The sequence below is a fragment of the Streptomyces sp. CBMA123 genome (genome assembly GCF_014596465.1).
Taxonomy (GTDB): Bacteria; Actinomycetota; Actinomycetes; order Streptomycetales; family Streptomycetaceae; genus Kitasatospora.
In genome coordinates, this window is record NZ_MECK01000079.1 from 23,283 (window position 1) to 49,595 (window position 26,313).

The 26,313-nt window shown below is 73.4% G+C and carries 21 protein-coding genes and 1 pseudogene; 11 read left to right on the forward strand and 11 right to left on the reverse strand.

The window, feature by feature from the left end; all coding sequences use genetic code 11:
- Positions 1 to 4 precede the first annotated feature (4 nt).
- The 6 genes and pseudogenes from BG452_RS11915 (at position 5) to BG452_RS11940 (ending at position 8,659) form a co-directional block, all read left to right on the forward strand.
- Positions 5 to 2,002, forward strand: coding sequence for a fructose-specific PTS transporter subunit EIIC (locus tag BG452_RS11915; RefSeq protein ID WP_188304221.1), 1,998 nt, complete (start codon positions 5 to 7; stop codon positions 2,000 to 2,002).
- Between the two features lie 124 nt (positions 2,003 to 2,126).
- Positions 2,127 to 2,603 (forward strand): hypothetical protein, encoded by a 477-nt coding sequence (locus BG452_RS11920; protein ID WP_188304222.1) that lies wholly within the window; start codon positions 2,127 to 2,129, stop codon positions 2,601 to 2,603.
- A gap of 462 nt (positions 2,604 to 3,065) precedes the next feature.
- Positions 3,066 to 3,797, forward strand: coding sequence for a FadR/GntR family transcriptional regulator (locus BG452_RS11925; protein WP_188304223.1), 732 nt, complete (start codon positions 3,066 to 3,068; stop codon positions 3,795 to 3,797).
- A gap of 238 nt (positions 3,798 to 4,035) precedes the next feature.
- A complete protein-coding gene (locus BG452_RS11930; protein ID WP_188304224.1) occupies positions 4,036 to 6,561 on the forward strand; it encodes a glycosyl hydrolase family 95 catalytic domain-containing protein in 2,526 nt (841 codons plus the stop codon).
- 513 nt (positions 6,562 to 7,074) lie between these two features.
- Entirely contained in the window at positions 7,075 to 7,515 is a 441-nt protein-coding gene (locus BG452_RS11935) for a hypothetical protein (RefSeq protein WP_188304225.1), read from the forward strand.
- A gap of 204 nt (positions 7,516 to 7,719) precedes the next feature.
- Positions 7,720 to 8,659 (forward strand): annotated as a pseudogene (locus BG452_RS11940) (MerR family transcriptional regulator).
- 94 nt (positions 8,660 to 8,753) lie between these two features.
- Here the strand turns inward: BG452_RS11940 and BG452_RS11945 are convergent.
- Positions 8,754 to 9,251, reverse strand: a complete 498-nt coding sequence (locus BG452_RS11945; protein WP_188304226.1) for an Lrp/AsnC family transcriptional regulator — start codon at positions 9,249 to 9,251, stop codon at positions 8,754 to 8,756.
- A 178-nt stretch (positions 9,252 to 9,429) separates the two neighbouring features.
- Between BG452_RS11945 and BG452_RS11950 the strand changes: the two genes are divergently transcribed.
- Positions 9,430 to 11,082 carry a histidine decarboxylase gene (locus BG452_RS11950; protein ID WP_188304227.1) on the forward strand — a complete coding sequence of 551 codons (1,653 nt, stop codon included), beginning with the start codon at positions 9,430 to 9,432 and terminating at the stop codon, positions 11,080 to 11,082.
- A 6-nt stretch (positions 11,083 to 11,088) separates the two neighbouring features.
- Here BG452_RS11950 and BG452_RS11955 read toward each other — a convergent pair whose 3' ends face one another.
- From BG452_RS11955 to BG452_RS11965, 3 genes are all read right to left on the reverse strand, one after another.
- Positions 11,089 to 11,592, reverse strand: coding sequence for an LURP-one-related/scramblase family protein (locus BG452_RS11955; RefSeq protein WP_188304228.1), 504 nt, complete (start codon positions 11,590 to 11,592; stop codon positions 11,089 to 11,091).
- 205 nt (positions 11,593 to 11,797) lie between these two features.
- The gene (locus BG452_RS11960) at positions 11,798 to 12,022 is read right to left on the reverse strand and encodes a hypothetical protein (RefSeq protein ID WP_188304229.1); all 225 of its coding nucleotides are present in this window, start codon (positions 12,020 to 12,022) and stop codon (positions 11,798 to 11,800) included.
- 68 nt (positions 12,023 to 12,090) lie between these two features.
- Positions 12,091 to 12,771: a LuxR C-terminal-related transcriptional regulator gene (locus BG452_RS11965; protein ID WP_188304230.1), complete on the reverse strand. Its 681-nt coding sequence runs from the start codon at positions 12,769 to 12,771 to the stop codon at positions 12,091 to 12,093.
- Between the two features lie 170 nt (positions 12,772 to 12,941).
- Between BG452_RS11965 and BG452_RS11970 the strand changes: the two genes are divergently transcribed.
- Positions 12,942 to 16,220, forward strand: coding sequence for a cytochrome P450 (locus tag BG452_RS11970; protein ID WP_188304231.1), 3,279 nt, complete (start codon positions 12,942 to 12,944; stop codon positions 16,218 to 16,220).
- Positions 16,221 to 16,292: 72 nt separating this feature from the next.
- On the opposite strand, the gene BG452_RS11975 is transcribed toward BG452_RS11970, so the two are convergent.
- Positions 16,293 to 17,636 carry an amidase family protein gene (locus BG452_RS11975; RefSeq protein ID WP_188304232.1) on the reverse strand — a complete coding sequence of 448 codons (1,344 nt, stop codon included), beginning with the start codon at positions 17,634 to 17,636 and terminating at the stop codon, positions 16,293 to 16,295.
- 68 nt (positions 17,637 to 17,704) lie between these two features.
- Between BG452_RS11975 and BG452_RS11980 the strand changes: the two genes are divergently transcribed.
- Positions 17,705 to 17,884, forward strand: a complete 180-nt coding sequence (locus BG452_RS11980) for a hypothetical protein (RefSeq protein ID WP_188304233.1) — start codon at positions 17,705 to 17,707, stop codon at positions 17,882 to 17,884.
- Between the two features lie 172 nt (positions 17,885 to 18,056).
- Here the strand turns inward: BG452_RS11980 and BG452_RS11985 are convergent, their stop codons facing one another.
- From BG452_RS11985 to BG452_RS12000, 4 genes are all read right to left on the reverse strand, one after another.
- The gene (locus BG452_RS11985) at positions 18,057 to 19,223 is read right to left on the reverse strand and encodes a damage-control phosphatase ARMT1 family protein (protein ID WP_188304234.1); all 1,167 of its coding nucleotides are present in this window, start codon (positions 19,221 to 19,223) and stop codon (positions 18,057 to 18,059) included.
- A gap of 355 nt (positions 19,224 to 19,578) precedes the next feature.
- Positions 19,579 to 20,151: a GNAT family N-acetyltransferase gene (locus BG452_RS11990; protein ID WP_223242095.1), complete on the reverse strand. Its 573-nt coding sequence runs from the start codon at positions 20,149 to 20,151 to the stop codon at positions 19,579 to 19,581.
- 16 nt (positions 20,152 to 20,167) lie between these two features.
- Positions 20,168 to 20,887, reverse strand: a complete 720-nt coding sequence (locus BG452_RS11995) for a hypothetical protein (RefSeq protein ID WP_188304235.1) — start codon at positions 20,885 to 20,887, stop codon at positions 20,168 to 20,170.
- Positions 20,888 to 21,140: 253 nt separating this feature from the next.
- Positions 21,141 to 22,358 carry an alpha/beta fold hydrolase gene (locus BG452_RS12000; RefSeq protein WP_188304236.1) on the reverse strand — a complete coding sequence of 406 codons (1,218 nt, stop codon included), beginning with the start codon at positions 22,356 to 22,358 and terminating at the stop codon, positions 21,141 to 21,143.
- Positions 22,359 to 22,470: 112 nt separating this feature from the next.
- On the opposite strand from BG452_RS12000, the gene BG452_RS12005 reads away from it, so the two are divergent.
- Together BG452_RS12005 and BG452_RS12010 are read left to right on the forward strand one after the other, a co-directional pair.
- Positions 22,471 to 23,148, forward strand: coding sequence for a TetR-like C-terminal domain-containing protein (locus BG452_RS12005; RefSeq protein ID WP_188304237.1), 678 nt, complete (start codon positions 22,471 to 22,473; stop codon positions 23,146 to 23,148).
- Between the two features lie 271 nt (positions 23,149 to 23,419).
- Entirely contained in the window at positions 23,420 to 24,139 is a 720-nt protein-coding gene (locus tag BG452_RS12010; protein WP_188304238.1) for a dienelactone hydrolase family protein, read from the forward strand.
- 108 nt (positions 24,140 to 24,247) lie between these two features.
- Here BG452_RS12010 and BG452_RS12015 read toward each other — a convergent pair whose 3' ends face one another.
- Positions 24,248 to 25,417, reverse strand: a complete 1,170-nt coding sequence (locus BG452_RS12015; protein WP_188304239.1) for a macrolide family glycosyltransferase — start codon at positions 25,415 to 25,417, stop codon at positions 24,248 to 24,250.
- Positions 25,418 to 25,703: 286 nt separating this feature from the next.
- On the reverse strand, positions 25,704 to 26,123 hold the full coding sequence (locus BG452_RS12020) for a hypothetical protein (RefSeq protein ID WP_188304240.1): 420 nt from the start codon (positions 26,121 to 26,123) through the stop codon (positions 25,704 to 25,706).
- Positions 26,124 to 26,313: the final 190 nt, after the last annotated feature.

The following is a 26,313-nucleotide window of genomic DNA, read 5'->3' on the forward strand; positions in this document are numbered from 1 at the left end:
CATGATGAGCGACACCAGCGGACTGATCACACCCGCACTCGTTGATCTCCACCTCGCCCCCGAGGACAAGAGCGAAGCGCTCCGCGCCCTGGCCCAGCGGCTGGTCGCCGAGGGCAGGGTCACCGACCTCGACGGCTTCCTCGGCGACATCGCCGCCCGCGAAGCCCAGGCCCCGACCGGGATGGGGGACGGGATCGGCATCCCGCACTGCAGATCACCCCACGTCACGCGGCCGAGCCTGGCCTTCGGCCGCAGCGCCAGGGGCGTGGACTTCGACGCCCCGGACGGGCGGCCCGCGGACCTGGTCTTCATGATCGCGGCACCGGAGGGTGCGGACGACTCCCACCTGCAGATCCTCGCCGCGCTGGCCCGTCGGCTGATGGACCCGGAGTTCACCGGCGCCCTGCGCGAGGCCGAGAGCCCCGGCGCCGTCGCGGCCCGGATCAACGGCGAGGAGGTGCCGGCCGTCGCTCCGGCGCCGGCCGTCGTTCCGGTGTCGCCCGCCGGTCCGGAGACGGCCGCCGCCGGTGGTGGACTGCGGCTGGTCGCCGTGACCTCCTGCCCGACCGGCATCGCCCACACCTACATGGCCGCCAAGGCCCTGGAACTGGCCGCCGCCCGGGCGGGTGCGCAGATCCAGGTCGAGACCCAGGGATCCGCCGGGACGACGCCGCTGGCCCCCGAGGCGATCGCCGCCGCCGATGCGGTGATCCTCGCCCACGACGTCGAGGTCCGTGACCGCGCCCGCTTCGCCGGCAAGCCGACCGTGGACGTGGGCGTGAAGGCCGCGGTCAATCGCGCCGACGAGCTGATCGCCCAGGCCGCCGGGCTCGTCACCGGGGCCGGAAGCGGCGCGCGCGCTGGTGCCGATCCGGCCGCCGAGGCGGGCGAGCACTGGGCCCAGCGGCTGCGCAAGTACCTGATGACGGGCGTCAGTTACATGATCCCGTTCGTCGCGGCCGGCGGCCTGCTGATCGCCCTCGCCTTCGCGATCGGCGGCTACCGGATCGCCTCCGCCCCGTCCGTGCTGGGGCACTTCGACTGGACCTCCTCGCACAGCTGGGCGGCGATGCTGTTCCAGACCGGCAAGACCTCCTTCGGCTTCCTGGTCCCGGTCCTCTCCGGTTACATCGCCTTCGCGGTCGCGGACCGGGCGGCGCTGGCCGCCGGCATCGCCGGCGGTGCCGTGTCGGTGGCGGTCGGAGCGGGCTTCCTCGGCGGCATCGTGTCGGGCCTGGCCGCGGGGTTCCTGGTGCTGTGGATGATCCGGTGGAACGTGCCGCGGGCGATCAGGGGCATCATGCCGGTGGTGGTGATCCCGCTGCTGTCGGTGGCGGTGGTCGGCTTCCTGATGTTCGTGGTGGTCGGCTCACCGATCGCCTCGGCGATGAACGGCCTGACCGACTGGCTGAACGGCCTCTCCGGCTCCAACGCGATCCTGCTCGGCGTGCTGCTCGGCGCGATGATGGCCTTCGACATGGGCGGTCCGCTCAACAAGGTCGCCTACACCTTCGCGGCCGGTGCGCTCACGGCCGCGGGAACCGCCCCGGACGCCGGCAGCCTCAAGGTGATGGCCGCGGTGATGGCCGCCGGCATGACCCCGCCGCTCGGCATGGCCCTGGCGACCGTCGTCCGGCGCCGGCTGTTCACCCCCGAGGAGCGGGAGAACGGCAAGGCCGCCTGGGTGCTCGGCGCGTCGTTCATCACCGAAGGCGCGATCCCGTTCGCGGCCGCGGACCCGCTGCGGGTCATCCCGGCGGGCATCGCCGGCAGCATGACTGCCGGCGGCCTGGTGATGGCCTTCGGTTCCACCCTGCGGGCCCCGCACGGCGGAATCTGGGTGCTCCCGCTGATCGGCAGCCCGTTCCTGTACCTGACCGCGGTGGTGGCGGGCACGGCGGTCACCACCGCGGTGGTCGTCCTGCTCAAGGGGATGCGCAGGCCTTCCGCCGTGGCGGCTCCGGATGCCGTCGCCGCCGGGAGGGAGCTGGTCGGCGTCTGAGCCGTGGACGGGTGCGGACCGGTGACCGGAAGGTCAGACGCACCAGAAGAGGAACGACGTACAGGAAGGTGTCGCGGTCGGGGTGGGGGCCGCCGGGCTGGGGGAGTGGCGCGCGGGCGGAGCCGTGACGGGCGTCGTGGGCTGGGGGGCGGCCGACTCGGCCGGGGCGGCCGGGCGGGACGGGTTGGCGCTCGTCCTGGACGCGCTGGGCCGGGCGCTGGTGGCCGACGGCCGCACCGGAGGACTCGCTGTGCTCGGTGCGGCCCTCGCCGTCGTGGAGACGCTCGCGGGCCCCGGCGTGGCCGTCGAGGTGGACGCCGTTGTACTCCCCGACGGGAGCGGGACCGCCGCGCCGTCGTCCTGGCCGACGGCCACCACCGCGGTGGTCAGTCCGCCCGCCGCCACACCGAGCGTGGCCAGCGCGAGCCAGGCGCCGCGCCCCCGGGTCGCTCGCCGGCGGACCCTCTGGGGTGCGGGAGCCGCGGTGGGCGGGTCCGCGACCGGGCGCTCGGGCTCCTGCTGGGCGAGCGCCTCCTTCGGCCGCCCGCAGCCCGGGCAGGAGAGTGCGCCGTTGAGGTGCCGTTGGCAGAGTGTGCAGTAGCTCATTCGGTCTTCCGTGGGTGCCCGTGCGCCGCGACGGGTGATCTGCGGGGCTACGCAGATCTTGCCGCTCGTGACACCGGCCCGGGGCGAGGCTTTTGCGGAGATCACGTGTGGTTCGGGTGGGGAGGACCCGGCCGTCCGGGCGAGCAGAAGATCGGCAGGCGGCAGGCGGCAGGCGGCAGACGGCCCGGGCCCGCGAGCGCGCGGCACGTACCGGGTGCGATCACGGTCAGCGTCTCGCACCGGTTCTCGACCGTCTCCGGCGTCGGTCTCATGCTGGTGATCGACCAAGGACACTCGGAGGAGACGGGCTGGCACCTCGATTGATGGGATGGATCTGCTCCCGGTGGCCCGGATGCGGGGAAGCCGATCAGTGAAGTGCCGGGCGTGGTCTGTCGGTTGGCGAGGAGGGGGATCGCCTTCTCTTTCGAGACATGGGATCCCCTGCTACGTTGGCGCCGTGTCCCTGACCGACAGAGCCATCGCCCGCATCCGCCGGATGATCCGGGACGGCGAGCTGCCCCCCGGATCGAAGCTGCCGCCCGAACAGCAGCTCGCGGCCGAGCTCGGACTGTCCCGGAACCTGATGCGCGAGGCGGTCAAGTCCCTCGTCGTCGCCCGGGTCCTGGAGATCCGGCGCGGCGACGGCACCTACGTGACCAGCCTGGCGCCCGGCCTGCTGCTGGAAGGGCTCGGCGGCGCGGTCGAACTGCTGCAGGGGGACACCGTCCTGGAACTCACCGAGGTGCGAAGGCTCTTCGAGCCGGCCGCCACCGCGCTGGCCGCCACCCGGATCACCGACGAGGACCTCGCCGAGGTCGAGCGCCACCTGTCGGCGATGCGCGAAGCGCGGGCCGACGTCGAGTTGCTGACCTGGCACGACGCCGCCTTCCATCGGGCGGTCATCCACGCCACCCGCAACGAGACCCTGGCCACGCTGCTGGAGCACATCTCCGGACGCACCCTGCGGGCCCGGGTCTGGCGCGGCCAGGCCGACGCCGACGCGGCCGGGAGGACCATCACCGAGCACGAGGCGATCTACCAGGCCCTCGTCGCCCGTGACCCGAACCTCGCCCAGGCCGCCGCGCTGATGCACATCAACACCACCGAACGCTGGCTGCGCGACCACCTGACCGAGGGTGAGCGGATCCCCGCGGCGCCCCGGCGGCAGCCGAACCGCCCGCGTCCCTGACCGACCGTCAACTGCCGACCGAGGAGCGAACGCGCGTGAGAGTCGACGCGCACCACCACGTGCGGGAGTTGGGCCGGCGCCCGCAGACCTGGCTCGACGAACCGGAGTCGGCAGGCTCGACATCGACATCGATCCGTCCGTCACCACCGTCGAGGAGCCGCCGCACCACCCCGGCGCCGAGGCTTCGTCTCCGGCCGGCTCAACCACGAGCGGCGCCCCGCGACCGAGGAGTCCTGACATGCGGAAGCCCCCGACTGGACAACGACCGCCCCAGCGCGGCCGGTACCGCCCGCTGAGTTCCTTCTCCCGACCCGTACCGCCCCACGACGGGCCCCGCCCCGCCCACGATCGGCCGGACACCCGGCATTCCGGTACGGAAACCCTCTGGTACCGACACCCCGCCGACGGCTTCCTGGAAGCGCTGCCCCTCGGCAACGGCCGGCTCGGCGCCATGACGTACGGAGGCGTGCACACCGAGCGGATCGAGCTCAACGCGGACACCCTGTGGTCCGGCGGCCCCGGTCCCCGCGACCGGACGGGCGCCGCCGACCATCTGCCCGCCCTGCGGGAGGCGGTGCTGCGCGAGGGCGACCACGCCGGCGCCGGCGCGATCGCCGCCGCCCACTTCCGGGGCCCCGACATCGAGGCGTACCAGCCGCTGGCGACCCTCCTGCTGACCTTTCCGTCCTGGGGTGAAGGCGCCCTCGCCGAGTACCGGCGCGAGCTGCGCCTCGACGAAGCCGTGCACACCGTGTCGTTCACGGCGGGAGGAGTCCGGTACCGGCGGGAGAGCTTCGTCTCCGCCCCGGCGGGCGTGCTGGCCGTCCGCCTCAGCGCGGACGCACCCGGCGCCCTCTCCTTCCGTACGAGCCTCTCGACACCCCACCCGGCCACGGCGGCCTTGCACCGCCCCACCAGCCTGTTGGTCCACGGGCGCGCTCCGGTGCACGTCGCGTCCGGGCACGGCGGGGGCACCGTCCACCGGGAGGACGAGGGCATGGGGTTCGCGGCCGCCGTCAGCCTGCGGACGGTGAACGGGAGCGTCGTCGCCGTCGACGGCGGGATGGACGTCGTCGGAGCCGACGAGGCGGTGCTCCTGGTCGCCGTCGGCACCGGATACCGCGACTGGCGCCGACGGCCCGACGGCCCCGAGGCGGCGCTCGCCGAGGCGTACCGGTGGCTCGACGAGGCGGGCGGACAGGACTTCGACCAGCTGCGTGCCGCTCATACGGCCGACCACCGGCGGCTGTTCGACGCGACCGAACTCCGCCTCCACGACCGGGCGTTCAGGGCGGCAGCGGAGCACCCGACCGACGAACGCCTCGCCGCCGCGAACGCGGGCGCCGAGGACGCCGGACTCGCCGCCCTGCTCTTCGGCTACGGCCGCTACCTGCTGATCGCCTCGTCGCGGCCCGGCACCCAGCCCGCCAACCTCCAGGGCATCTGGAACGACGACCTCACCCCGCCGTGGAACTCCGACTGGACGTCGAACATCAACCTCCAGATGAACTACTGGCCTGCCGAGACGACGGGCCTGGCCGAGTGCCACGAGCCGCTGTTCGACCTCGTCGCCGACCTCGCCGAAGCCGGGCGCTCCACCGCCCGGACCTACTACGACGCCCCGGGCTGGTGCTGCCACCACAACGTCGACCTCTGGCGCGCCACCAACCCCGTGTCGGGCGACCCGGTGTGGGCCCACTGGCCGATGGCCGGACCGTGGCTGGCCGCCCACCTGTGGGACCACCACCTCTTCCACGGGGACCACGCCTTCCTCGCCGACCGTGCCTACCCGGTCCTGCGCGAGGCCGCCCGGTTCCTCACCCACCTCCTGGTCGAGGACGCCGACGGCGCGCTGGTGACCTGCCCTTCCACCTCGCCCGAGCACCACTTCCGGCTCGCCGACGGCACCCTGGAGGCCGTCGACGCCGGCTGCACCATGGACTACTGGCTCGCCGCCGAACTCCTCGACAACACCGTCGCGGCCGCCCGCGAGCTCGGCGTCGACCACGAACTGGCGGACGAACTGACCGGCGTCCGCGCCCGGCTGCGCCCACCGGCCCTCGGAGCCGACGGCCGCCTGCTGGAATGGCGGCACGACCTCCCCGAGGAGGACCCCGGCCACCGCCACCTCTCCCACCTCTACGGCCTCTACCCGGGCAGCGCCGTCGACCCGCTCGGCGACACCACCCTGCTGGACCCGGCCCGCCGCGCCCTGGACCGCCGGCTGGAGCACGGCGGAGGCGGCACCGGCTGGAGCCTCGCCTGGGTCGCCGCACTCGCCGCCCGCCTGGGCGACGGCGCGCTCACCGGGCACGCCGTCGAGCGCCTGCTCGCCACCTCGATCGCCCCCAACCTCCTCGACCTGCACCCGCCCCGGCTCTTCCAGATCGACGGCAACCTCGGCATCACCGCCGCCATCGCCGAGGCGCTGCTGCAGAGCCACAACGGCAGCCTGCGGCTGCTGCCCGCCCTGCCGCCGTCCTGGCCGGACGGGGACGTCAGGGGCCTGCGCGCGCGGGGCGGGCTCACCGTCGGCCTGAGCTGGCGCCAGGGCGTGCTGACCGGAGCCGAACTGCGCGCGGCGAGGGACACCACGGTCGACCTGTACCTGCCCGCGCGCGGGGGCACACCCGTCGTGACCGACGAGGCAGGCAACCTGGTCGCCGCCGCCGCGGTGCCCGGCGACGCGCGGCGCCTTCGGGTCCGCCTCCCGGGGGGCAGCTGCCGCCGGCTCTCCTACCCGGGGCCGGACATCGGCCACTGAGCACCGGCGGGTCGCGAAACCGCTGGTGGCGCGGCGGGGGCGCGACTCCATGGAAGTGCGTATGCACACAGTTCGCACTGCTGTGGGCCCAATGTCCGCCAGGGCCGGGCCGGTTGGCCGCAGGCGGCCCGGACCTGCCACACGTTCGCCGGGGCGAAGACCGTCCGGAAGGCCTCGCTCCCGGGGTGGGGCGTCGCGCCGGGCGCGAGCAGACCGGGGCGGTGGAGGACCGGCCGGCGGCCGGCCTTCGAACGCTCTCGACGCTGCGGTCGGGCGGCAGGTCGACGGGATTGCGGGTGGCGGGTCGGCGCGGTACGCCGGCACCGCAGGCAGGCCGGCCCTTGACAGGGCCGGTCGCGCGGCTGAGACTCGTCGCACCCGAAGTGTTCCGGCCGTGCGGTAGCTCACTGAAGAGCGATCGATGGGCAGATTTCCTGTTCGGGCCCGCTCCCGAGGCCGATGGCGCCGAGCGGGTCAGCGGCTCCTTGTCCCGAGGAATCAGGGTGATCAACCATGAGCAGTGTTTCCGGTATCGATGATGCGGTCCCGCCTCAGAGACGGGCGCGGCCGGCGTCGATTCGATGGCCCGGTTCGGTCCGCCGGCCCGGATCGGCGGAGTTCGAGCACTCGGCGAAGGACTGGCTGTTCGACCTGGCTCCGGCACGCTGGCGTCACGAGCAGGTGCTCCACCGCAATCCGTCGGAACTGGCCCGTATGGTCCGGCTCCACCTGGATGCCCAGGTCATCGCCGTTCAGACGGGCCTGCGGGCCTTCCGTGCGACCCTGCTCGGGGCGCCGCGGCGCGCCGACGACACCGAGACCATCGATGCGTACGTGCGTGAGCAGGCCTGGGTCGAGGCCGTACGCGAGCAGGTCCGACTGGTCGAGGACGCCTTGGCCGCCAGGCGTGCGGGCCGCAACCACTTCGCACGACACCTCGCGAATGGCCTGTGACAGAAGTCAGGGCTTGCCGGACTGGCCAGAGAGTCGGCCTGTGGGCTGGAGCGGTGTCGATGCCCGTCCCGGCCCCGGGCGTGCCGGGCGGCGTCATCGTCGAGACCCGTGGACAGGGCGGTGGACGGTCCGTCCCCACGCCCGCCGGGGTCTCCTGGAGGATGGGCTTGAGTCTCCGGTAGGGGGAGACGCGAGGGTGGGGGCATGGACGACGACACGCTTTACACGATCGGAGCGCTGGCCCGGCGGACCGGGCTGACGGTGAAGACCATCCGGTTCTACTCCGACACCGGAATCGTGCCGTCGACCGACCGCAGCCCGGCCGGCTACCGGCTCTATGACCTCCGCGCGCTCGCGCGTCTGGACCTCGTGCGAACACTGCGTGACCTGGGAATCGACCTCGCCGTCATCCGGCAGGTGCTGGACCGGGAGATCTCCGTCCCCGAGGTCGCGGCAGCGCATGCCGACGCCCTGGACGTGCAGATCCGCACGCTACGACTGCGTCGCGCGGTACTGCGAGCGGTGGCCAAGCGGGGCTCCACCTCTGAGGAGACGGATCTCATGCACAAGCTCGCGAAACTCTCCGACGACGAGCGCCGACGCCTCGTCACCGACTTCATCGACGACACCTTCGGCGGGCCTGGACGCCAACCCCGACTTCGTGGCCATGATGCGCGCGGCCACGCCCGACCTGCCGGACGACCCCGAACCGGACCAGGTCGAGGCGTGGGTGGAACTCGCCGAACTCACCCAGGACCCGGACTTCCGCACCGCAGTGCGCCGGATGGCAGAACACCAGGCGGCCGAACGCACCCGGGGCGACACCACCGGTCTGCACCACGACCTCACCGAGACGGTCCGCGCACAGGTCGGACACGCGCTCACGGTCGGCATCGCCCCCACGTCCGCCGAGGCGGCACCCATCATCGACGCCCTCACCGCCCGCTACGCCCAGGTCTTCGGCCGTGCTGACGACACCGACCTGCGCCGCTGGCTGCTGACCCGCCTGGAGGTCGCCAACGACCCGCGCACGGAACGCTATTGGCACCTCCTGGCCGTCATCAACGGATGGTCCGTCCCGCCGAGCCTGGCGCCGGTGTTCGGCTGGTTCATCGAGGCCCTGCGCGCCGGTCCGGAGCAGTAGCCCGCTGCCGTGTCCGCCCCGCAGCGGCCCTCGCGATGTGTGACGGTGTCCGGATGAACGCTCGACGACCTCGTGGTCGATCGGTCCGTGTCCGTCAGTGCTCCGGGCCGGGGGAGAGGTAGCGGCGGCCCGGTATCTGCTCGAAGATCAGGTTGGTGCGGGTCTGGGCCACCGCCGGGTGGGTGGTGAGGTGGTCGACCACGAAGTCGCGCAGGGCCTCGGGGCCGGCGACGCCGACGTGCAGCAGGTAGTCGTCCGAGCCGGCCATGTGGAAGACGGCGAGGACGCCGGGCAGGTCGGGGGCGGTGCTGCGGAAGCTCTCGTTCTGCTCGCGGGTGTGGGCGCGCAGCCGTACCGAGATCATCGCCTGGAGCGGCAGGCCGATCGCGGCCGGGTCGAGTTCGGCGCGGAAGCCGCGGATGATGCCGCGGTCCTGGAGGGCGCGGACCCGGGCCAGGCAGGTGGAGGGGGCGATGCCGACGGCGGCCGCGAGGGCGTTGTTCGGGAGCCGGGCGTTGTCGGCCAGGGCACGGACGATCGCCCGGTCGACGTCGTCGACGGGCGCCCGGCGGGCCTGCGGATTGTTCGGCATGCCTGCCAGGATTCCAGTCCGTACCGAAGATTCGCAAGCCTGATCGACAGGGGGTCGAATGTTCTTCGGAAGGGCTTCCCCCGGGCGTTCGAAAGTTCCATCCTTACGGACGGTCGTCACCGGTACCGACGGTGACGACCGTCCGTCGCAGTCCCCGCAACCCCGGAGCGCACCGCCCATGAGCCCGACCGCCTTCCCCTTCGCCGCGACCGCCGTCGACCCCGGTCCGGAGCTGGACGGCGGCGACTTCGCCCTCCCCGAGGGCGGGCTGGACGACGACCGGCGGCTGCGCGCGCTGGACGCGGTGGACGAGTACCTGACCCGCAAGCGCAAGCACCTGGTCGGCTACCAGGCCACCCAGGACATGCAGGGCACCGCGCTGGACCTCGCCCGGTTCCTGCCGAACAACATCAACAACCTCGGCGACCCGTTCCAGAGCGGCGGCTACAAGCCCAACACCAAGGTCGTCGAGCGGGCCGTGCTCGACTACTACGCGAAGCTCTGGCACGCCGAGCGCCCGCACGACCCGGCCGACCCGGAGTCCTACTGGGGCTACATGCTGTCCATGGGCTCGACCGAGGGCAACATGTACGCCCTGTGGAACGCCCGGGACTACCTGAGCGGCAAGGCGCTGATCCAGCCGCCGGCCGCCCCCTTCGACGCCGTGCGCTACGTCAAGGCCGACCCCGACCGGAAGAACCCGAACGCCCACCAGCCGGTGGCGTTCTACTCCGAGGACACCCACTACTCCTTCGCCAAGGCCGTCGCCGTCCTGGGCGTGGAGACCTTCCACGCCGTCGGCCTGGAGAAGTACGCCGACGAGTGCCCGCTGGTCGACCCGGCGACCGGCCTGCGCAGCTGGCCCACCGAGGTGCCGTCCCGTCCCGGCCCGTCCGGGCTGTCCTGGGACGGCACCGGCGAGATAGACGTGGACGCCCTCGCCGTGCTGGTCGAGTTCTTCGCCGCCAAGGGCCACCCGGTCTTCGTCAACCTCAACCTCGGCAGCACCTTCAAGGGCGCCCACGACGACGTCCGCGCGGTCTGCGAGCGGCTGCTGCCGATCTTCGAGCGGTACGGGCTGGTGCGGCGCGAGGTGGTCTACGGCAGCTGCCCGCAGACCGGCCGGCCGCTGGTGGACGTGCGCCGCGGCTTCTGGATCCACGTGGACGGCGCGCTCGGCGCCGGGTACGCGCCGTTCCTGCGGCTGGCCGCCGAGGACCCGGCGTACGGCTGGACGCCCGAGGCGCGACTGCCCGAGTTCGACTTCGGGCTGCGGCTGCCCACCGCGGCGCACGGCGAGGTCGACATGGTCTCCTCGATCGCGATGAGCGGCCACAAGTGGGCCGGCGCGCCCTGGCCGTGCGGCATCTACATGACCAAGGTCAAGTACCAGATCTCCCCGCCGTCCCAGCCGGACTACATCGGCGCGCCGGACACCACCTTCGCCGGCTCCCGCAACGGCTTCTCCCCGCTGATCCTCTGGGACCACCTGTCCCGGTACTCCTACCGCGACCAGGTGCAGCGGATCCGCGAGGCCCAGGAGCTCGCCGCCTACCTGGAGCGGCGCCTGGTCGCGATGGAGCGGGAGCTGGGCGTCGAGCTCTGGCCGGCCCGCACCCCGGGCGCCGTCACCGTGCGGTTCCGCAAGCCGAGCCCGGAGCTGGTGGCCAAGTGGTCGCTGTCCTCCCAGGACGTGGTGATGGTGCCGGGCGACGAGGCCACCCGGCGCAGCTATGTGCACGTCTTCGTGATGCCCTCGGTCGACCGGGCCAAGCTGGACGCCCTGCTGGCCGAACTCGCCGAGGACCGGGCGATCCTCGGCGGAGTGTGAGGGGCGTCAGAGGTTGGTCAGCTGGTCGCCCTTGGCGTCCTGGAGCACGTGGTCGACGCAGACCGCGAGGATGACCAGGAGCAGGGCGTCCCGCTGTTCGAGGACGTCGACGGCGTAGGCGTCGCGGATGGTGAACCAGCGGCGGGAGACGTGCGCCAGGGTGGTGCCGTCGTGGCGTATGTCGAACTCGCGGTCCCACAGGTTCCCGTTGATCTTCAGCTTGCGGCCGTCGCCGAGGCGGACCTTGAAGCGGTCGCCGAACAGCGTGAACATCTTCTTGCTGACCTTCGCGGTCGGCTGGCCGTCCTGCTTGACCAGCAGGGTGTGGTGGATCGTGAAGGCCTTGCGGACGATGCTCGCGACGTGCTCGCCGCGGGTGTCCTCCAGGGCGAAGGTGCGGCGCAGCCGGAAGAACTTCCGGTTCACGCGGTAGAGCTTCTCCCGGTGTTCGGTCTCGATCCAGGCCTCCTCGTGGAAGGCGAACATGCGGTCGCGGACCAGGTAGCGCACTGTGGGTCCCCCCGTGGTGGATCCGCCGGCCCCCGTGGCGCGGCGCGGCCCAGAGCGTAGCGGCTGGTCAGCGAGGGGGTGGGGCAGGGGGTGGTGCTTTTACCGGTCCGCGACATTCTGCCGACACGACGGTGACATCGGGCGGTGCGCGGCGATGCGCGGCGGTGCGCGGCGTTGGGTAGCGGTGCGCGGCGGTGACGCGGGGCTAGGCGATGCCCTGCCCGTCGATGTCCGCCCCCCACTGGTCCTCGCCGACGGCGCCCACGCAGTAGCCGCCGCCCTGCACGGTGCCGCCGGCCTCCTGGCACTGCTCGGCGGTGACGTCGGCCGGGAGCGCCCAGGCGGGGGCGGAGCCGGCGAGGAGGAGGACGGCGGTGGCGGCGAGCGGGACGGCCAGGCGGGTCAGGCGGGCCGAGGATGAAGTGATCATGTGCCTTACGAGAGCACGCGCCGGGGGTGACGGCGAGTCAGGCGCGTCCGTTCGCGGGCCCCGGGCCGTCAGAGTGGGTGGGCGGGTTCCGGGGGCCAGGTGTCTGGGGCGAGGACGCCGAGGGCGTAGGCGCGGGCGACCAGGGCCGTGCGGTTGGGCAGGTGCCAGCGGCGGGAGAGCCGGGTGAGGTGGTAGTTGACGCCGTCCGGGGTGAGGCCGACCTCCTTGGCGATCCGGGCGGTGGTGGCGCCCCGGGCGGCGGCGGCCAGGATGCGGACCTCGATCGGGCTGGCCTCGGGGCGCGGGACCGGGACCGTCGGCACGGGGCGGGCGGCGGGTTCGTCCAGGGCGCGCAGGGAGAGCAGCATGTTCGGGGTCTGCTCCGGGGTGTCGCTGACCAGGTCGACGGTCATCTCGCCCTGCCGCTCGGTGCCGCCGGCGGGCGTCCAGGAGACCCCGACCGCGTACTGCGAGCGGCGGTGCAGCCGGATCGCCTCGGCGAGCGTCTGCAGGGAGGCATTGTCCCGCAGCGTGAAGTACTCCAGGATCCGGCGGTTGCGCAACTGCCCCGGGAGCCCGCCGAACTCGGCGGCCATCGCGCGGTTGACGATCATGATCCGGCCGCCCCACTCGCACACGGCGATGGGCAGCGGGTTGTGGTCCAGCAGGCGCAGGGCCCGGTTGCGCCAGACCACCGCGGCGTCCAGGCGGGTGCCCGGTGCCGGACCGCAGCCGTCGGTCGGTCGCATGCCTCGTTCTCCTCCCGCGGCAGCCGCCCCCGTCAGAGCTGACGGGTCGTGGGCAAGTCTCCGGATGCCGCTGGGACTACACAATCATGTAGTGAGCGCGGCCCGGCGCGCCCGACGAGGGCAGAGAGTGGAGGTACCGAGAACTTTCCTGCCGTGGGAGGGACCTACCGATGACCGAAACCACGACCGAGGCCGTGCCGGCGACACCGAGCGGGGCCGTGAGCGTGAGCGTGAGCGTGAGCGTGAGCGTGGCCGAGACCGAGACCGAGACCTTGAGCGGCGAGCCCGAGTGGGGCGTCCCGCTGGTGGACCTCTCCGACCGGCCGCCCGTCAGCGTCCCCGTGCTGCGGACCATGGAACTGGCCAGAGAGCACGGCTCGGTGTTCCTCCAGCGCCTGCACGGCCGCGAGGTGCTGATGGTCAGCAGCCTGGAGCTGGTCGAGGAACTGGCCGACGAGGAGCGCTTCACCAAGGCCGTCGGCCCGGCGCTGGAGAACGTCCGAGAGTTCACCGGGGACGGCCTGTTCACCGCCTACAACGACGAGCCGAACTGGGCCAGGGCGCACGACATCCTGATGCCCGCCTTCGCGCTCGGGTCGATGCGCACCTACCACCCGGTGATGCTCACGGTGGCCCGCCGGGTGATCGAGTCCTGGGACCGCCGCTCGGCCGCCGGACTGACCGTGGACGTGCCCGGCGACATGACCAGGATGACCCTGGACACCATCGGACTGGCCGGGTTCGGCTTCGACTTCGGCTCCTTCGAACGGGACGAGCCCCACCCGTTCGTGGAGGCGATGGTGCGCTGCCTGGAGTGGGCGATGACCAAGCTCACCCGCGACCCCGAGCTGGACCACAGCGAGCGCGACGCCGCGTTCCGGCGGGACGCCGACTACCTGGCCGGCGTGGTGGACGAGGTGATCGCCGCCCGGGCCGGGAGCGGCGCCGAGGCCGGCCCGGCCGAGGACCTGCTCGGCCTGATGCTCGGCGCGGTGCACCCCGCCGACGGCAGCCGGCTGGACATGGAGAACATCCGCAACCAGGTGATCACCTTCCTGATCGCCGGCCACGAGACCACCTCGGGCGCGCTGTCCTTCGCGCTGCACTACCTGGCCCAGCACCCGTCCGAACTCCGGCTGGTCCAGCAGGAGGTGGACGCGCTCTGGGGCGACGAGGCCGACCCGGAGCCCTCGTACGAGGACGTCGGCCGGCTGCGGTACACCCGGCAGGTGCTCAACGAGGCGCTGCGGCTGTGGCCGACGGCACCCCAGTTCAGCCGGGAGGCGCGCGCGGAGACCCTCCTCGGCGGGCGGATCCCGGTCCGCCCCGGGACGCCGATCTTCGTGCTGACCCCGATGCTGCACCGCGACCCGGCCTGGGGCGACAACCCGGAGCTGTTCGACCCCTCCCGGTTCGACCCGGAGCGCGAGGCGGCCCGCTCGCCGCACGCCTTCAAGCCCTTCGGCACCGGTGAACGCGCCTGCATCGGCCGCCAGTTCGCGCTGCACGAGGCGACCATGCTGCTGGGCATGCTGGTCCACCGCTACCGGCTGATCGACCACGCCGGCTACCGGCTGACCCTCAAGCAGACGCTCACCATCAAGCCCGACGGGTTCACCCTCGCCCTCGCCCCGCGCACCCCCGCGCCGATGGCCCAGCACTCGAAGCCGGTCCAGCCGGTCGGGACCGCCGAGCCGGCCGAGCGCGCCGGGAGGGTCCGCCAGGGCACCGGCCTGCTGCTCCTGCACGGCTCCAACTACGGCGCCTGCCGCGACTTCAGCCGCCAACTCGCCGACGCCGCCGCCGAACTGGGCTGCGACACCGAGACCGCCCCGCTGGACGCGTACGCCGACGGCCTGCCCACCGACCGGCTGGTGGTGATCACCGCCGCCTCGTACAACGGCCAACCCACCGACGACGCGGCCGAGTTCGTCCGCCGGCTGCGCGAGGCCCCGGACGGCGCGGCCGACGGCGTCGAGTACGCCGTGCTCGGCATCGGCGACCGCACCTACGCCGCCACCTACCAGCGCATCCCCACCCTGATCGACGAGCGGCTCACCGCCCTCGGCGGCACCCGGCTGCTCGACCGCGCCGAGGCCGACGCCTCCGGCGATCTGGCCGGCACCGTCCGGGAGTTCACCGAGGCGCTGACCGACCTGCTGCTGGTGCGCCACGGCGACGCCGACGCCGCGACCCGGCCCCGGGAGGAGGCCGGGTACACGGTGACCGAGCTGGTCGGCGGCCCGCTGCACGCACTGGCCACCCGGCACGGCATGAGCGAGCTGACCGTCACCGCAGTCGACAGCCTGACCGACCCCGGCTACCACCGGGTCAAGCGCCTCGTCCGGCTGGCGCTGCCCGAGGGCGCCGAGTACCGGACCGCCGACCACCTCACCGTGCTGCCGGCCAACGACCCCGCCCTGGTCGAGCGCGCCGCCAAGCTGCTCGGCGCCGACCCGGAGACGGTGCTCGGCATCGTCGCCCACCGGCGCACCGGCCTCGCCGTCGACCGCCCGCTCACCGTACGGGAGTTGCTCACCCACCAGGTCGAACTGCAGGACCGCCCGACCGCCGAACAGCGCGCCGCGCTCGCCGCGCTCAATCCCTGCCCGCCCGAGCAGGCCGCCCTGCGCGCACTGCCCGCGGACGACCCGCGCACCCTGCTCGACCTGATCGAGGACCATCCGGCCCTGCGGGAGGCGCTCAGCTGGCCCGTCCTGCTGGACCTGCTGCCGCCGATCCGGCCCCGGCACTACTCGATCTCCTCCTCGCCCGCGTCCCCGTCCGCCGGCGCGCAGGACGGCGCCGGCACCCGCGAGGTCGACCTGATGGTCTCGGTGCTCAGCGCGCCGGCCCGCTCCGGCCGGGGCACCTACCGGGGCACCGGCTCCGGCTACCTGGACCGGCTGGCCGTCGGTGACACCGTCCTGGCCAGGGTCCAGCCCTGCCGGGAGGCGTTCCGGATCGGCCACCGCACCCCCGTGGTCATGATCGCCGCCGGCACCGGCCTGGCGCCCTTCCGCGGCGCCGTCGCCGACCGTCGCGCGCTGCTCGCCTCGGGAACCCGGCGCGCGGACCTCGCCCCGGCGCTGCTGTACTTCGGCTGCGACGCCCCGGACGCCGACTACCTGCACCGCGCCGAGCTGGAGGAGGCCGAACTGGCCGGCGCGGTCTCGATGCGGCCCGCGTTCAGCGAACGGCCGCAGGACGGGCGGCGCTTCGTCCAGGACCGCATCGCGGCCGAGGCGGCGGAGGTCTGGGCGCTGCTCGCCGCCGGGGCCGAGGTGTACGTGTGCGGCGACGGCGCCCGGATGGCGCCGGGCGTGCGGGCGGCCTTCCGGGCGCTCTACCGGGAGCACACGCCGGGCGCGGACGAGCAGCAGGCCCAGGACTGGCTGCAGGGCCTGGTCGAGGCCGGCCGCTACGTCGAGGACGTCTACGCGGGCTGAGCGCCCCGAACGTGACACCCCGACGGTCGTCCGCCCGCCGTATCTGCTCCGGCGCAGCGGGCGGACGACCGCTCAGGGGCGCAGCAGGGCGTCGATCCGCGCCGCCACGGACAGCAGCTCCCGGTCGGCCAGCCGGGGCCCGATCAGCTGGACCCCGACCGGGGCGGACCCGTCGACCGGCAGCGGAATCGTCAGCGAGGGCAGGCCCGCGGTGGCCGCCGGGGAGGTGTTGCGGATCAGGGTGTGGAAGGTGGGCACGTCGCGGCCGTTGAGCGGTAGGCTGTCCTCGTGCCGGCGCAGCGGCCGGGCGCACACCGGGACGGTGGGACTGAGGACCGCGTCCAGCCCGTGCGCGCCGAACAGCTCGGCGTAGGCGTCCTGCAGGGCGCGGCGCGCGTCCAGCGCCCGGCGCAGGCCCTCGGGCCCCGGGTGACCGGGGGCGGTGGGCAGCGCGGTGGCCCAGAGCAGCGCCGCGATGTCCGGGTCACCGACCGCGGCGATCACCTCGGCGGCGCTGAGTCCGGCGCGGTGCTCGTCGAGGTAGTGCTCCAGGGCGGCGGCGAACTCGCCGAAGACGAGCGGGAATCCGATCCGGGCGTCGGCCTCGGCCAGCTGCGCCGTGTCCACCGGGACCCACTGCGCCCCCGCCGCGCCGAGCCGCTCGACGACCGTCTCCCAGCAGGCCTGGACCGGGCCCTCCAGGTCCTCGGCGAACACCTGCCGGGGCAGCCCCAGCCGCAGCGGCCGCCCGGGTGCCCGGAGCGCCGTGGCCTCCCCGGTGACCAGGGCGTCCAGCGCGGTGAGGCGCTCCAGCGAGCGGGCCATCAGCCCCGGGGTGTCCCGGGTGGTCGACAGCGGGGTGACCCCCGCCGAGGAGTAGCGCCCGGCGCTGGGGCGCAGACCGTAGACCCCGTTGAGCGCGGCCGGGATGGTGACCGAACCGCCGGTGTCCGTGCCCAGCCCGGCCTCCGCCACGCCCGCCGCCACCGCGGCCGCCGTCCCGCCGCTGCTGCCGCCCGCGAACAGGTCCGGGTCGGTGGCGTTCCCGACGGCCCCGAAGGTGTGGTTGCACGAGGTGGCCCCCAAGGACAACTCGTGCATGTTGGTCTTGCCCAGCACGATCGCGCCGGCCGACCGCAGCGCCGCGACCACGGGCGCGTCGGCGTCCGGGACGAAGCCGGCGAGCGCGGGCGTGCCCGCGGTGTTGGGCAGGCCGGCGACATGGATGTTGTCCTTGACGACCAGCGACCACGGTGCGGGCCCGCCCTGCTCGTCCCGGCGGGCGGCCTCCGCGAGCGCCCGCTCGGCGTCGAGCGTGATGAACGCGTTGAGGTGCCGGACGGTACCGGCCCGGTCGAGCGCGGCCGACACGAGCGCCTGTGCGGGCCCCGGGCCCGCGGTCTCCGGCTGGGCCATGGGGGGTGGGCTCCTTCGCGCTTGCACCGGTCCGCACCCCCGCGGGCGCGGGCGTGACCGGGTGACGGGTGATCACACCGTACCGGGGCCGGACGGCCCGGCGGGAGCCGGGCTCCGCCGTCGAACACGGGTTCCGCTTCGTGGCGGCAGTGCCGGGCTACCACTACCGGCGCGGGGGCGCCGACTGGATCCTGCTCTTCTTCGAGCCCGTCGAACGACTGGCGCTCCTGACCTTCGACTGGAGCTGACCCCGCCCCGCTCCGGTGCGGACCCGCCCGGAGTGCCGGTACCGACGACAACTCCGGCTGAACCAAAGGACCTTGCCGACGTACTGCTGAACGCTGGGTGGGCTGGTCCCGTGTGGGAGTCGCACCGCCGGCAGTGGTTGACGGCGACTGAAGGGACGGCCCGGTGTTCCGGCTACGGCTGTGGGCGGAACTGGATGACGGCGTGGCGGCCGTTGGTGCGCCACGGGGTGGCGGTCGCGTCGAGACGGGTCACGGTGTCGGCGTCCAGGCCGACGATCACATCGGACTTCAGGGTCCGCAGGGCCGCCACGGCGGTGGGGAAGTGGCCCGCGGCGTCGGGGAACGGGGTGGTCGGGGGCCAGAGCCGGTCGCCCACCAGGCGGCGGTAGTTGAGGTCGCCCTTGAGGATCGTCAGTGCCGCGCCCGCGAGTTCGGCCCGGAGGTCGGCGGGCAGGTCGTGGTACGGGAGCGGCGCGCAGAAGAACGGATGGGTGCGGACGGCGAGGGTGCCGCCGCCCATCGCCCGCCAGAGCCGGTCGCCGACGGCCGCTGCCACCGGCGAGGGGGCGGTGCGCAGGCGGGTGAGCGAGGCGAGGACGTCGGCCGTGGTCGCGTCCGACACGAAGTACGGCTGCGGCTTCACGTAGAGGGCCACCTCGGCGGCCAGGCCGCTGGTCAGGAGGTGGTCGATCAGCACGAGGTCCGGCAGCAGCTCCCGGCCGGCGTTGTCCGCGATGACGCAGACCCGCCCGCCCCCGGCCCGTCGCAGCTCGGCCCAGAGCCGTGCGCTGTCGTCGGTGAGCAGTTCGGAGGCGGCCGGGCCGCCGGGCTGCGCCGTGAGCTGGAAGCTGAGGTCGGCGCGGTTGCCCCACAGTGCGGAGGTCAGCAGCGCGTCCGCCCGCCGGGCCGCCGGGAGGTCGTCGAGTTCGCTCAGCGCGGCCAGTTCGCCGTCCACGGCAGCCCCGGCCAGCTCGGCGTCCTTGAACGGTGCGAACGGGTCGACGCCCTGCCAGGCGCCGGGCCGGAAGTACCCGGTGGCGTCGAGCAGCCGCCGGTAGAAGTAGCTCTCCGCCCACAGGAACGGCGCCTCGCCCCACGGCCTGCCCCACAGGCCCTCGCCCCACCGCCGCCACCGGGCGGCGTCCGGAGCGTCCTCGCCCAGCGGCTCCAGGACACCGGTGGTGCTCTCCGTCAGCAGCCGCTCGACCGCCGCCCGCTCGGCCGGGCCGTACGGCAGGGCGTCGAGGACCTCTCGGACGAGCCGGGGGTGGCGCTCGTGGAAGACGCCCCGGGCGAAGGACCCGGGGACGTCACTGCGGATCACGGGGGCGTGCGACACGGGCTCGTCTTCCTGGTCGTACGGGGCTGGGGCGGGGCCGTGGTGGTGGCCGGCTGCAGCCGAGCGTAGACGATCACGAGCCGAGGGCGGGCGGGGGAACGTCGGGCGAGAAAAGTGTTATCCGGCTGCTCGTCGGGCGCTCTCCTGGGCGTGGGAACGAACGCGCAAGGCCGCGGCAGAGGGTATGCGGCCGGCACGCGGGGTTCGAGATGGGGCGCTCCGCTCGGAGAACGGGAGTCTCCGGGCCCGCGTTCGTTCCCACGGCGCCCGGTCGGATCGTCCCGTCCGTCCGACGCCGCCCGGCGGTCCGCAGGCGTTCCCCCACGGCAGCGGACCGCCGGGCCCTCGGGGCTCGTCAGGCGCGCTGGAGCCGCCATACCTGCTCCTCGCCGGTCTCCGCCGGGGCGATCGCCTCGGCCGGGCGGCGCAGGTGCTCGGTGAAGCCGAGCCGGACCGGGATGGCGCGGCTGGCGTGGTTGGCCGGGTCGTGGATGATCTCGACGAAGGCCACACCCGGGAGCCGGAAGGCCTGCTCGGTGAGCGCCCGGGCGGTGCGGGTGGCGATGCCGCGGCCGGTGGCGCCGGGGTGCAGCCAGTAGCCGATCTCCCGGCCGCCCTCGGGGGTGTCCTCGCGCCGGAACAGTCCGCAGGCGCCGACGATCGCCCCGTCCAGCAGGATCGCGTAGGTGAAGTCCCTGCCGCTCTCCCACAGCGTCTGCCGCTTGGCCAGGAACTCGGTGGTCTTCGCCAGACTGTGCTCGGCGACCCACGGCATCCAGGGCCGCAGGTGCTCCAGCGACTCCTCGATGACCCGGAAGAACTCGGGGAGGTCCGCCTCGCCGCGGAAACGGCGCAGCGTCACCTCGCCCAGGACGATTTCCGGCTCTGCTCGCTCCATCGGCTCCATCAGCTCCACCTTGTGCTCCATCCACGGAGGATGTCCGCTACGCCGATGCCCGTGCAACACGATTACGGCGCTCGCGCAGCTGGTACAGCAGGGCGCCGACGCCGGCCGCGACCGCGGAGATGACGATCAGCGAGACGTCGGCGGTGCCCACCATGGCGAGGTCGAAGCGGGGGTTCTCGGCGGACTCGGTGAACTCCGGGTCCACCAGACCGTCCGGGTCCTCGGTGACGCTGACCCGCTCGCCCGCCGTGTCGGCGGAGCCGCAGCTGACGGACTCCGTGCGTTCCGGGGCACCGTCGTAGCGCACGGCGCACGAGTAGCTGGTGGTCTTGCCGTGGATCACCCGGACGGCGACGACGGTGCCCGGGTGGGTCGTGCCGCGCATCGACAGCACGGTGGACTGGGTGGTGTTCATGCTCAGCAGCGGCACCGCGACCAGCGGAGCCACCAGCAGCGCCAGCGCCAGAACCCGCAGCACCCCGGACTGGCAGAGGCACACCAGGGTGTAGATCAGACCGATCGCCCCGGCGAGGACCAGCCCCAGCGACGGGAGGAGGAACCACGCCCCGAACGCACCGAGCGCCCCGCCGAGCGGCAGCAGCACGGCCGCCGCCGGGATCCACAGCGCCGTCAACAGCGGCCGCCGCGGCCACGGCGCGTCGTTCTTCCCCTGCCGATCGCCGGCCCGGCCGGCCCGGCCGTTTCGGCGGTGCGGCTGCCCGGGAGTCTGCTGCCCGGGCGTCCCGTAGTGCGTCATGGCGGGAGATCCTGCCAGGTCAGCCCGGGGGCGGGCGGAGCCGGGGAGATTCCTTTGCCGGAGCGGCCGGCTTGTGGAGGTCCCCGGGGGGACCGGTGGAAGCCGGTCACACGGCGCGGACCGGGACCAGCACGCAGGGCCCTGAGCGACGGCCTGTCCGAGGGACCGGGCATGACCGGGGGCGAGCCCAGGACGAGGCCGGTTGATCGAGGGCGGCTGACCGGGGGTGGCGGTGGGGGAGGGTTCCGCCGGGTCAGACGGTGGGCGCGGATGCCGGGTCGAGGGTGGTGTCGAGCCAGTCGAAGGTGACCTGCTGGAACCGTGCCATGGCACCCATGTGGCAGTGCTCGCCCGCGCCCTCGGCCTCGGAGAGGGTGATCAGGGTGTGGGGGCAGGTCAGTGCGGCCCGGACGCGCTGGGGCTGGCCGCGGAAGAACTGGTCGTCCTCGGCGTCCAGGACGAGGGTGGGGCAGTCGATGAGGTGGGCGACGCCGTCGAGGGTGTAGTCGACGGTGCGGCGGAGGTAGTCCGCGACGGAGTCGGCGCCGAACGCCCACACGCCGTTGCGCAGGGCCCAGCGGAGCTGGGTGCTGGCCTGCATGAGCAGGTCCAGGACGGGTTCGGCGAGGTCGTCGCGCCCGGTCTCGACCCACTCCCGCAGGAACGGCGGCATGAGCCGGGTGTGGGCGTCGTGGTAGTCGTACAGGCCGTCGTCCAGGATCAGGGCGGCCAGCCGGTGTTCGTGGGCGGCGGCGCGGGCGGTGAGGTAGCCGCCGAGGCTGTAGCCCAGCAGCGCGAGCCGGTCGGGGGCGATCTCGGGGCGGGTGAGCGCGTAGTCGATCACCGGGGTGACCACGGCCTCCCAGTCCGGGCGGAAGGCCAGGCCCTGCTCGCGGAGGACGGCGCCCTGGCCGGGGCCGTCGTAGGCCAGCACGTTGTAGCCGCGGCGCAGTGCGGCCGCGCCGATGACGAAGTAGGCCTCCTCCAGGGTGGAGTCGAAGCCGCTGGTGAAGACGACGGTCGGACGGGGGCGGCCGGAGTCGTCGACGAGGAAGAGGTAGCCGGGCAGGCTGGTGTCCTGGTAGGGGATGCGGACGGCCTCGACGGGGGTGTCCATCAGTGTCGCGGCGGTCGCGAAGGTCTCGCGGGAGAGCGCGGAGAGGGTCTTGACCTCGGGGTCGTGGGCGGGGTCGTCGCGGCGGTAGAACTCGGCGGTGCGGTAGTAGTTCGACGCGCGCAGCAGGGCTTCGCGGGCGCTGACCCGGTGGCCGGCCGTGAGGGCGCGGGTGCCGATGGCGTGGACGCGCTGCGCGGTGTTCTTCCACTCGCGAAGCCAGGCCTCCTCGTCGCCCTCGCCGACCGTGCGGAGGGTGGTCAGGACCTCGCCCAGGTCGGCGCCGCCGTCGTTGGCGAAGCCGGCCGCGCGCAGCGCCTCGAAGGAGAACGACTCGTCCTCGTACAGGAATCGCATGGTGCACCCCGGATCTCTAGTCGAGACGGAACGGTTCCGTCTCGCCTTCGATGTCGACGATAGACCTCTGCTAGACGAGACGCAACCGTTCCGCCTCGTGTAGGTTCGGGGCATGCCCAGCTCCTCCACGCCCCAGCCCCCGGTTCCCGCCCCCGGCTCTGCCTCCGCCCCGGCCCCCGCCCACGCCCCCGCCCGCGGCCGTACCGCCGGGCGCAGGCTGCCCGGCGGGCCGGTCCTCCAGGACTCGGTGACCGAGGCGATCGCCGCCGCGTTCTTCGAGGAACTCGCGGCGGCCGGCTACGCCCGGCTGTCCCTGGAGGCGGTCGCCAAGCGGGCCGGCGCGGGCAAGGCGGCCATCTACCGCCGCTGGACCTCCAAGCTGGAGATGACCGTCGACCTGGTCTCCGCCGTCGCCGTCGACGCCTCCGGGAACGCCGACACCGGAACCCTGCGCGGCGACGTCCTCGCCTTCCTCACGGAGGTCGCCGACGCGCTGAACCAGCGGCTCCCCGCCAGGATCATCCCCGACCTGATCGCCGAGGGCGGCCGCAACCCCGAACTCGCCGAGGCGCTGTTCAGCACCGTCCGCGACACCCGGCGCGGCAAGGCCGCCGAGCTGCTGGAGCGGGCGGTCGGCCGCGGTGAACTCCCCGCCGAGGTGGATCGGGAGCTCGCGCTCGACCTCCTGGCCGGCCCGCTCTACTGGCGGCTCGCGGTCACCCACACCCCGACCGCCCCCGACTACCTCGACCGCCTCACCGACAAGCTGCTCGCCGCCTTCAGCGCCTGACGCCTGGTCCAGAGCCTGACGTCTCGTCCAGGGCCTGGCGTCTTGTCCAGGGCCTGGCACCTCGTCCAGGGCCCGACGCCCGGCTCCGGGCGCCGCGAAAAACCGTTTGGCGGACCCCGGCGGCCGGTGCTACCTTTCCGGAGGCCGTGCGAGAGAACAAGGAGGTGGTACCCGTGAACGCGATATCGACATGGGTGCTTCCCTCCGGGGTCACGGTCGGGCGATAGGTCGTCCGGGAGCGCCTTCACGAGCACTCCCGAAAGGCACGACCATGCACTTCACTTCCGAGCTGCGCCACGGCAACGGCGTCCTCGAACGCGACTTCACCCTCGGCGAGATCCCCGGCACCCTCTGGACGCCCGAGGCTGCCCCCGCTCCGCTGATCCTGATGGCCCACAACAACGGCCTGCCCCGGCACGAGCCCCGGCTGGTCGCCCGGGCCCGGTACACCGCGGCGCAGGGCTACGCGCTGGTGACCATCGACGCCCCCGACTGCGGCGAACGCCCCCGGTCCGCCGCCACCGACCAGACCCGCGCCGAGCTGCGCCGGGCGATGCAGGCCGGCGAACCGGTCGACGAGATCTTCGAGTCCCTCGTCGGCCCGCTGGTCGACAACGCCGCCCCGGAGTGGCTCAGCACCCTGGACGCCGTCCTCGAACTGCCCGGGATCGGCGGTCCGGTCGGGTACTCGGGGTGGACCGCCCTCGGCATCCGGCTGGCGGCGACCGAACCGCGCATCGCGGCCGCCGGCCTCTTCGCCGGGGGCTACGTGCCCCGCGCCCTGCGCGAGGAGGCCCGGCAGGTCACCGTTCCGCTGCTGTTCCTGCTGCAGTGGGACGACGAGGGGAACCCCCGGCAGCGGGCCCTGGACCTCTTCGACGCCTTCGGCAGCACGGAGAAGACGATGCACGCCAACATGGGCGGGCACGTCGGCACTCCGTGGTTCGAGCAGGAGGACGGGGGCCGGTTCTACGACCGGCATCTGAGGTGAGGCCGGGTCGTCAGGCCGACGCCGGATCGTAGAGCGCGTACGTGATGACGTCCGCCACCGCCCGGAAGCACGGGCGGTGGCGGACGCCTGCTCGGACCGTGAGCCTGGTCAGACCAGCGCGGCCTCGACCAGGTCGGCGGCCCTGGGCGCGCCGGCGCCCGCGCGGACCTCCGCGCTCAGCTCGGCCAGCCGGGCCGCCACCGCCGGGTCGGTGGTCAGCTCCAGCACGGCGGAGCGAAGAGCGGCGGGGGTGGCGAGGGCGGTGTCCAGCCGGCGTGCGACGCCGAGTTCGACCAGCCGGTCGGCGTTCTCGAACTGGTCGGCGGCCTGCGGCACCGCGACCATGGGCAGCCCGCAGTACAGGCCCTCGCTGCACCCGCCCATCCCGGCGTGGGTGATGAACGCGTCGGCCTGCTGGAGCACCGCGAACTGGGGCACCCACGCGTGCACTTCGACGTTGGCCGGGATCGGGCCCAGCTCGGCCTGGTCGGTCGCACTGCCGACCTGGAGCACGACGTGCCAGCCGGGCAGATCGCCGAAGGCCTCCAGGCACGCGCGGTAGAAGGCGGGCTGGTGGGTGAAGGCGGAGCCGAGGGAGACCAGCAGCACCTTCCCCGCGTCCTGCGGCCGGGTCCAACTCCCCTGGTGCTCCCGGTTGTCGAGGCAGGGCCCGGCGAAGGAGAAGACCTCCGGGTCGACCTGGTCGATCCGGGACTGGAGCGCCCGCGGGATCAGCGAGATCCCGCGGTCCGGCTTCAGCATGTACGTGAAGATGTCGCGGGGCGGTACCCCGTTGTCGGCCAGCCACTGCGCGAAGCGCTCCGGAACGCCCTCCGCCTCCAGGGTCTTCATGACCGTCCGGTACGGCTCCGCGTCGGGGTTCGGCGGGGCGACCCTGGACGGCGAGATCAGCAGGGACGGCACGCCCCAGCCATCGGCCAGGACCCGCCCCGCGTACGCCATGAAGTCGTACAGGACGAGGTCGGGCCGGTCGTCCTGGAACGCCTCCCGGAGACGGGGCAGCATCGCCTGCGCCTCCCCGAAGATCATGCCGTGCACATTGGTCCCGGGGGCGACCGCTCCCTGGAGGACCGTCAGGCCCGTGTCATGGGGTACGAACCGGGCTCCGGTGGCCTCGATCTGCTCGGCGAACGACGGGTCGTTGACATAGCTGACCCGGTGGCCACGGGTGACCAGCTCCCGGATCAGGTCCAGGCTGGGATTGACGTGGCCGTGTGCCGGGATGTTCACCATGGCGATGTGTGCTGGGCGGGGCATGTCGCATCCTCTTCTCGTACGTCGTCAGAATCCTGCGCGCCGGGTTCTGACGTTACGTCAAGTCGTCTGCCGGGTGACGGGTAGGGTGGCGGAATGGACGAGTCCGCGGTGCCTCCCGAGCCGGGACCTGGATGAGACGCAGGAGTTCTACGGCCGCCTCGGCTTCGCGCCCCGCGGCCGCTGGGACGGGCCGGACGGCCACCTGATCGTCGTCCGCGGCACCGTGGAACTCCGCTTCCGCCCTGAGCCGGGGGTGAATCCTCTCGCCACCGCGGGCAGTTGCCGCTCAGCCGGCCGGGTGGGGCCCGGGGGTCGGGTCCGGCTGCCGGAAGGCCGGACGGAAGGGGGGCGAGCCGGCCGCGGTGCGGTAGGCGTCGCGCCAGGGGCCGGGGTCCGCGCCGAGGGCCTGGACGATGTCCGCGAGCAGTTCGACGTCCAGGCGTCGGCGTCCGCTGCGGAAGCAGTCGTACACCGTGATCCGTCCTGGTGTGCGCTCCTCCGCCGGGACGCCGCGAGCCGCCCGGGCGGAGCTGATCCGTCGGACGATGGTCGAGAAGGACGGACTGCCGGCCTCCTCCCGGAGCAGGGTGAGGAACTCGGCCAGTTCGTCCAGGGAGTGTGAACGGGTCGGTGCCGTCGAGGGGCCGGCTTCGGCTGCCCGGCAGGTGCACGGGATCGCCGCCGTGCGCATGGGTGACCTGGTCAAAACTCCGTCCTCCCTACGCCGGGCCTGCGTGAACAGCCTCTGTGTGCCGGGGGGTTGATGTCAACTGATGTGAATCATCTGGCGGGATCCATACACCCTCGCTTGTTCGGGATCGTTCGGAATGCTGCCCAAGTTCGCACCCGTATTGCCAGGATGGCGGCTCCCAGCAGATGTGACTGACGTCAGAGAG